An 883-nucleotide genomic window follows, 5' to 3' on the forward strand; every position below is an offset into this window, starting at 1 on the left:
CGCGCGCGCGCGCGCGCGCGCGCGCGGCGCGCGCGCGCGCGCGCGCGACGACGGGACGACGCGCGCGCGCGCGCGCGCGCGCGCGCGCGCGCGCGCGCGCGCGCGCGCGCGCGCGCGCGCGCGCGCGCGCGCGCGCGCGCGCGCGCGCGCGCGCGCGCGCGCGCGCGCGCGCGCGCGCGCGCGCGCGCGCGCGCGCGCGCGCGCGCGCGCGCGCGCGCGCGCGCGCGCGCGCGCGCGCGCGCGCGCGCGCGCGCGCGCGCGCGCGCGCGCGCGCGCGCGCGCGCGCGCGCGCGCGCGCGCGCGCGCGCGCGCGCGCGCGCGCGCGCGCGCGCGCGCGCGCGCGCGCGCGCGCGCGCGCGCGCGCGCGCGCGCGCGCGCGCGCGCGCGCGCGCGCGCGCGCGCGCGCGCGCGCGCGCGCGCGCGCGCGCGCGCGCGCGCGCGCGCGCGCGCGCGCGCGCGCGCGCGCGCGCGCGCGCGCGCGCGCGCGCGCGCGCGCGCGCGCGCGCGCGCGCGCGCGCGCGCGCGCGCGCGCGCGCGCGCGCGCGCGCGCGCGCGCGCGCGCGCGCGCGCGCGCGCGCGCGCGCGCGCGCGCGCGCGCGCGCGCGCGCGCGCGCGCGCGCGCGCGCGCGCGCGCGCGCGCGCGCGCGCGCGCGCGCGCGCGCGCGCGCGCGCGCGCGCGCGCGCGCGCGCGCGCGCGCGCGCGCGCGCGCGCGCGCGCGCGCGCGCGCGCGCGCGCGCGCGCGCGCGCGCGCGCGCGCGCGCGCGCGCGCGCGCGCGCGCGCGCGCGCGCGCGCGCGCGCGCGCGCGCGCGCGCGCGCGCGCGCGCGCGCGCGCGCGCGCGCGCGCGCGCGCGCGCGCGCGCGCGCGCGCGCGCGCGCGCGCG

1 protein-coding gene is annotated in these 883 nt (G+C 99.5%); it reads left to right on the forward strand.

Going from position 1 to position 883, the window contains the following annotated elements; genetic code table 11:
* Nucleotides 1–883 (forward strand): hypothetical protein (locus FB00_RS23285; RefSeq protein ID WP_197088874.1); only part of this gene is annotated, 883 nt, incomplete at both ends.

Source organism: Cellulosimicrobium funkei, from assembly GCF_001019615.1.
GTDB lineage: Bacteria > Actinomycetota > Actinomycetes > Actinomycetales > Cellulomonadaceae > Cellulosimicrobium > Cellulosimicrobium cellulans_E.